This window comes from Komagataeibacter melomenusus, from assembly GCF_013155395.1.
Lineage (GTDB): Bacteria > Pseudomonadota > Alphaproteobacteria > Acetobacterales > Acetobacteraceae > Komagataeibacter > Komagataeibacter melomenusus.
The window spans coordinates 1-4,094 of record NZ_JABJWC010000091.1; the positions used below are offsets into that span (position 1 = coordinate 1).

Below are 4,094 nucleotides of genomic sequence, written 5' to 3' on the forward strand. Positions count from 1 at the left end.
TCACTCATGACCGGTCAGGCTCGGGCTTCTGCCACCCCTCGAACGCCTTGTGGTCGTGGTCGCGGGTGATCCGTTTCATCAGTTCGTCAATGACGCGGCCGAAGCGTTCATCCTTCCCGGCCGCGTCGATCAGCAGCCCCCCGAGAATGACCTTGCGCCGGGTGTCCAGCTTGCGTTCCTCGGCGTTCTGTCTGGCGAGCAGAGCCTGATACCGGGCCTTCGCCTGTTCGACCTGCTGTTTTGCCTTTTCGATGGGTGTCATTTTTCCTCCGGCACCATACGGGTGCAATGGTCTGTCGTAGAATCCACATAACCGTGTCACCGCTCAGGATACCCGATTTTTCGGAAGTTTCCTTGATTCCTCATGAGGCGCAAACAACCCTTGCGACAAAGGAGTGAAGGGCGCACTTTAGCATTGTTCCAATGCGTGCGTCAGGGACGTTCCTTCCCTGAACCCTTCCTGAACGGAGCGAGCTGTGGCGATCTACCACCTGTCCGTCAAATCCATCTCGCGTTCGGACGGTCGCAGTGTCGTGGCTGCTGCTGCCTATCGTGCCGGTCAGGAATTGACGGACGAACGGCAGGGCTTGACGCATGACTACACCCGCAAGCAGGGGGTGGAGGATGCGTTCATCGTGGTCCCGGATGGCGCGGACTGGGCACAGGACCGGAACGCCCTGTGGAACGCAGCCGAGGCGGCCGAGAAGCGAAAGGACGCCAAGACCGGCCGGGAATACGAACTGGCGTTACCGGCCGAGCTGGACGCGGGCGCACGGAAAGAACTGGCTCGGGATTTCGCCTGTGAGCTGGTGGAGCGGTACGGTGTCGTTGCGGATGTGGCGATCCATGAACCCGGCCGGGAAGGGGACAACCGGAACCATCACGCCCATATCCTCACCACCACCCGGACGGCCGGGGCGGAAGGTCTGGGGGCCAAGACGCGGGTTCTGGACGTGGCCAGCACCGCCTCGGCCGAGATTGAGCATATGCGGGGCGTATGGGCGCGCCAGGTGAACATGGCGCTGGAACGGCACCAGGTCGAACAGCGGGTGGATCACCGGAGCTTCGAGCGCCAGGGGAAGGAGCAGGAGCCGACCCGGCACATGGGGGTGTCAGCGACCGCCATGGAGCGTCAGGCGGCCCGCGAGATCCCCGGCCGGGAGCCGGTGACGGATCTCGGGAAGCAGAACGCGGAGATCCGCGAGCGGAACCGGGTGCTTGAGACGGCCCGCAAGGTCGTGGAGAAGGCGCAGGAGCTGTTCTCCGGCCTTGAGAAACGGGCGCGATTGGCGGTCGGTTTGGCCCGGAAGATCGGGCAGAGAATGGAACGGGAGAGGGAGGCTGAACGCCAGCGGCAGGAGCTGGCGCGTCAGGCCGAGATCAGACGCCAGCAGGACATTCGGGCGGCCGAGGAAGCCCGAATGGCTGCCGGGTTGGAACGGCAGAAGCAGCGCCAGAAAGAGGCCGAGCAGGCCCGGTCTCGAGGTCTGTCACGTGGCAGGAGCCGAGGTCGGGACTACGACAGCGGGCCGGAGATGGGATTTTGATAGGAATATGAGTATTTAGATTATTCATCAAATTGAATAAATATTTTGGAAATAATACTCCATGAATTATCTAAATTTATCAGTGTTATATATTCCTTGCAATCGCAATTTGCAGCGTCTTTTTCTGTAACTATAACCGCTATTGCTGTTTTAGGGGTTATATCAACAATATTAACTATGAAATTAATATTCGGAGAGCTTCCATGATTTTTTATGAATTCTAAAGTTGGGTTTCCATCTCCGCCAATTAGATTGTCATTTACAAAACCGTATGTGATGGATTTTTCATTAAAGCAATTGGGTAGTAATTTTGTGTCTCCATCTTTTACAGAAATCAAGTAATTTTCAATTACCTGTTTTACTTTTTCATATTCGCCAAATGGGATAAGTTTTTTCGTCATTTTAATATCCTTAAATACTGGAAAGTTTATTTCTTCCTATCCAAAAGATCGAAATTCTTAATTATTACCTATCTTGAGACATGTGCCAGACGCGAAGAACTCGCACGATATGCGCCGATTCGTTGACTTCGTAGAGCAGAACATAGGGGTGAACGATGACCCATTCGCGGGTGCCGTCCTCACCTTCCCGGCCGATGTTGGGAAACATGGCAAGGTCTGTGGTGGCGTCGATCAGACGGAGCAAAATTCGCTTGGCCGCGTGTGGGTTGCGGGGAAGTAGGTAATCAACGATGGCAGCCCGGTCTGTCAGGGCTTCATCGGACCATTCAACCCGCACGCCGTTCCTCGTGCGGCAGGGCGTCAATAGCTGCCTGAACGCGGACCAGATCAGCTTTTAGAATTGCCAGCACCTGTTCGGCCGGGACGGCCGGTTTGGTGCTGTTCCGAGCCTTGCGGATTGCGGCTCTCTTGGCAGCCAGTTCGTCGGACAGGTCGGTCATGACGCACCCCCTTGGAGAAGTTCGAGTTGCATGGGCGACCGGGTTTCTGCGGCCTGCGCCTTGCGGACGTCCAGCGAGCCATTCCATGCCACATGCGGGTTGATGAAATACACAGCCACGCCTCGGCCCTGCATACCTTCAATTTTCCGCCGTTCGCGGCGGATTACGCCCATTTTTTCCAGTGTCCCCATGATGGTGCTGACGTGTTTGGGGGCACAGCCGATTTCCTCGGCAAGCTGGTCGCGGGTGAGCAGTACCTCGCCCGTATCCTGCCGAAGATTGAGCAGCACCAGATCGAAGGCATGGCGGACCTGATGCGGCCGGTCATCGGATGGCAGGGCGCGGATGGCGTCCCAGATCGCGGCGGTCTGCATACGGCTCAACATGGTGAAACCTCCCGGCCAAAGTCCTTCGGTGGTGTCTGGTCGCGCGGCCTTTTGTAGCGCGTGCGTGGCCCTTGAGATGGCTATACGCGCCTCTCCGGGCAAATGCTTCAGAAGTTCTTCGGACAGGAGCGAGAGCTGCTCGGCGGCCTGTGCCGCTTCTTCCTGTCCGGATCGCTGCTGTCTGGTGGTAAGGCGCACAATCTGGGCCATGATCTCCGCTCCTTGTGGAGAACCCGTTTTTAAGTCCCGGATTCCGGGATCAATTAGTCCCGGATTCCGGGACTTAAAACAAGCCTTTTTTTCCGGATTTCTGCGGAGTGTGGCGATCCCTAAGAAAGAGAAAAGAATCTAATCCCCCTGTTGTCCCCCCTTTTTCCGGTGGAAAACTGCCATTTCGGGGTCTGTTCCGGCGCCCTGCGGGCGGGCTACGCCGCTCCCGCTCCGCGCTCGCCCGGACCCTGTGACGCCGGCAGAATCGGGCAAGAGAAAATGGCTCAGGAAGCGATGAGGTGTCTGGCAGGCTTTCCCTTCCCGGTGACGGTCAGGGGATATACCAGCCGGTCACGTTCCCCTTGGCGTCCGCGTTCGGGAAGCAGACCGTCCGACCCTTCTGGCGTTCCATGGTCCAGCCATCCCCTTTGCACAGGGCCAGCATATCGAGGCTCCCAAGCTGATCGAGGCCATAGGCCCGCTGTCCGGACGGGGTGTTGGCCCAACTGGCGGCGGCCTCCTGATTCCGGGCTTTCTGGTATCCGTCTGCGTGCCCCTGTTCCCACCCGGACTGATGGCCGAGGTAATATCCCGCTCCACAGCCCGCTAGAGCGATCAGGAGGCTGGTCAATCCTGTCCAGAGTAGATTGGCGCGGATTTCGGTCTGACTGGCCTGTAGCGCCTTCTGTGAGGCTCCTGTGGCCTGTTTAAGCGCAGTCTGCATTTCGGCTGACAGGTCCTGTTCCTGCCGGTTCCGGGTGTCCTGATCGGTTCGGACGGCCCGAAGCAGGCGGTTTGTCTCTGCCATTTCCCGGCCGAGCTGGTCGAACGCGGCCAGCCCGTCATCCAGCTCGCGTTCGTCACTCATGACCGGTCAGGCTCGGGCTTCTGCCACCCCTCGAACGCCTTGTGGTCGTGGTCGCGGGTGATCCGTTTCATCAGTTCGTCAATGACGCGGCCGAAGCGTTCATCCTTCCCGGCCGCGTCATTGACGAACTGATGAAACGGATCACCCGCGACCACGACCACAAGGCGTTCGAGGGGTGGCAG

Annotated in this window: 7 protein-coding genes and 1 pseudogene; 1 reads left to right on the forward strand and 7 read right to left on the reverse strand. The window is 58.4% G+C overall.

Translation table 11 applies throughout. The features are described 5' to 3' along the window. Nucleotides 1–4: 4 nt before the first annotated feature. Nucleotides 5–262, reverse strand: a complete 258-nt coding sequence (locus HNW77_RS17035) for a mobilization protein (protein WP_006560192.1) — start codon at nt 260–262, stop codon at nt 5–7. Between the two features lie 214 nt (nt 263–476). On the opposite strand from HNW77_RS17035, the gene mobQ reads away from it, so the two are divergent. Beyond that, nucleotides 477–1,547, forward strand: a complete 1,071-nt coding sequence (gene mobQ, locus HNW77_RS17040) for a MobQ family relaxase (RefSeq protein ID WP_172159285.1) — start codon at nt 477–479, stop codon at nt 1,545–1,547. Between the two features lie 20 nt (nt 1,548–1,567). Here the strand turns inward: mobQ and HNW77_RS17045 are convergent, their stop codons facing one another. The 6 genes and pseudogenes from HNW77_RS17045 to HNW77_RS17070 form a co-directional block, all read right to left on the reverse strand. Then, nucleotides 1,568–1,948 (reverse strand): nuclear transport factor 2 family protein, encoded by a 381-nt coding sequence (locus HNW77_RS17045; RefSeq protein ID WP_172159287.1) that lies wholly within the window; start codon nt 1,946–1,948, stop codon nt 1,568–1,570. 64 nt (nt 1,949–2,012) lie between these two features. Continuing rightward, nucleotides 2,013–2,285 carry a type II toxin-antitoxin system mRNA interferase toxin, RelE/StbE family gene (locus HNW77_RS17050; protein WP_172159289.1) on the reverse strand — a complete coding sequence of 91 codons (273 nt, stop codon included), beginning with the start codon at nt 2,283–2,285 and terminating at the stop codon, nt 2,013–2,015. Next, complete coding sequence (locus tag HNW77_RS17055; RefSeq protein WP_172159291.1) at nt 2,275–2,448, reverse strand: hypothetical protein; 174 nt, start codon at nt 2,446–2,448, stop codon at nt 2,275–2,277. The genes HNW77_RS17050 and HNW77_RS17055 overlap by 11 nt, the downstream gene beginning before the upstream one ends. Continuing rightward, complete coding sequence (locus HNW77_RS17060) at nt 2,445–3,044, reverse strand: helix-turn-helix domain-containing protein (RefSeq protein WP_172159293.1); 600 nt, start codon at nt 3,042–3,044, stop codon at nt 2,445–2,447. Before HNW77_RS17060 ends, HNW77_RS17055 begins: the two co-directional genes overlap by 4 nt. A 331-nt stretch (nt 3,045–3,375) precedes the next feature. Next, nucleotides 3,376–3,912, reverse strand: coding sequence for a replication protein (locus tag HNW77_RS17065; RefSeq protein WP_172159295.1), 537 nt, complete (start codon nt 3,910–3,912; stop codon nt 3,376–3,378). Beyond that, nucleotides 3,909–4,094 (reverse strand): annotated as a pseudogene (locus tag HNW77_RS17070) (hypothetical protein); the annotation flags it as partial. The pseudogene HNW77_RS17070 and the gene HNW77_RS17065, both read right to left, overlap by 4 nt.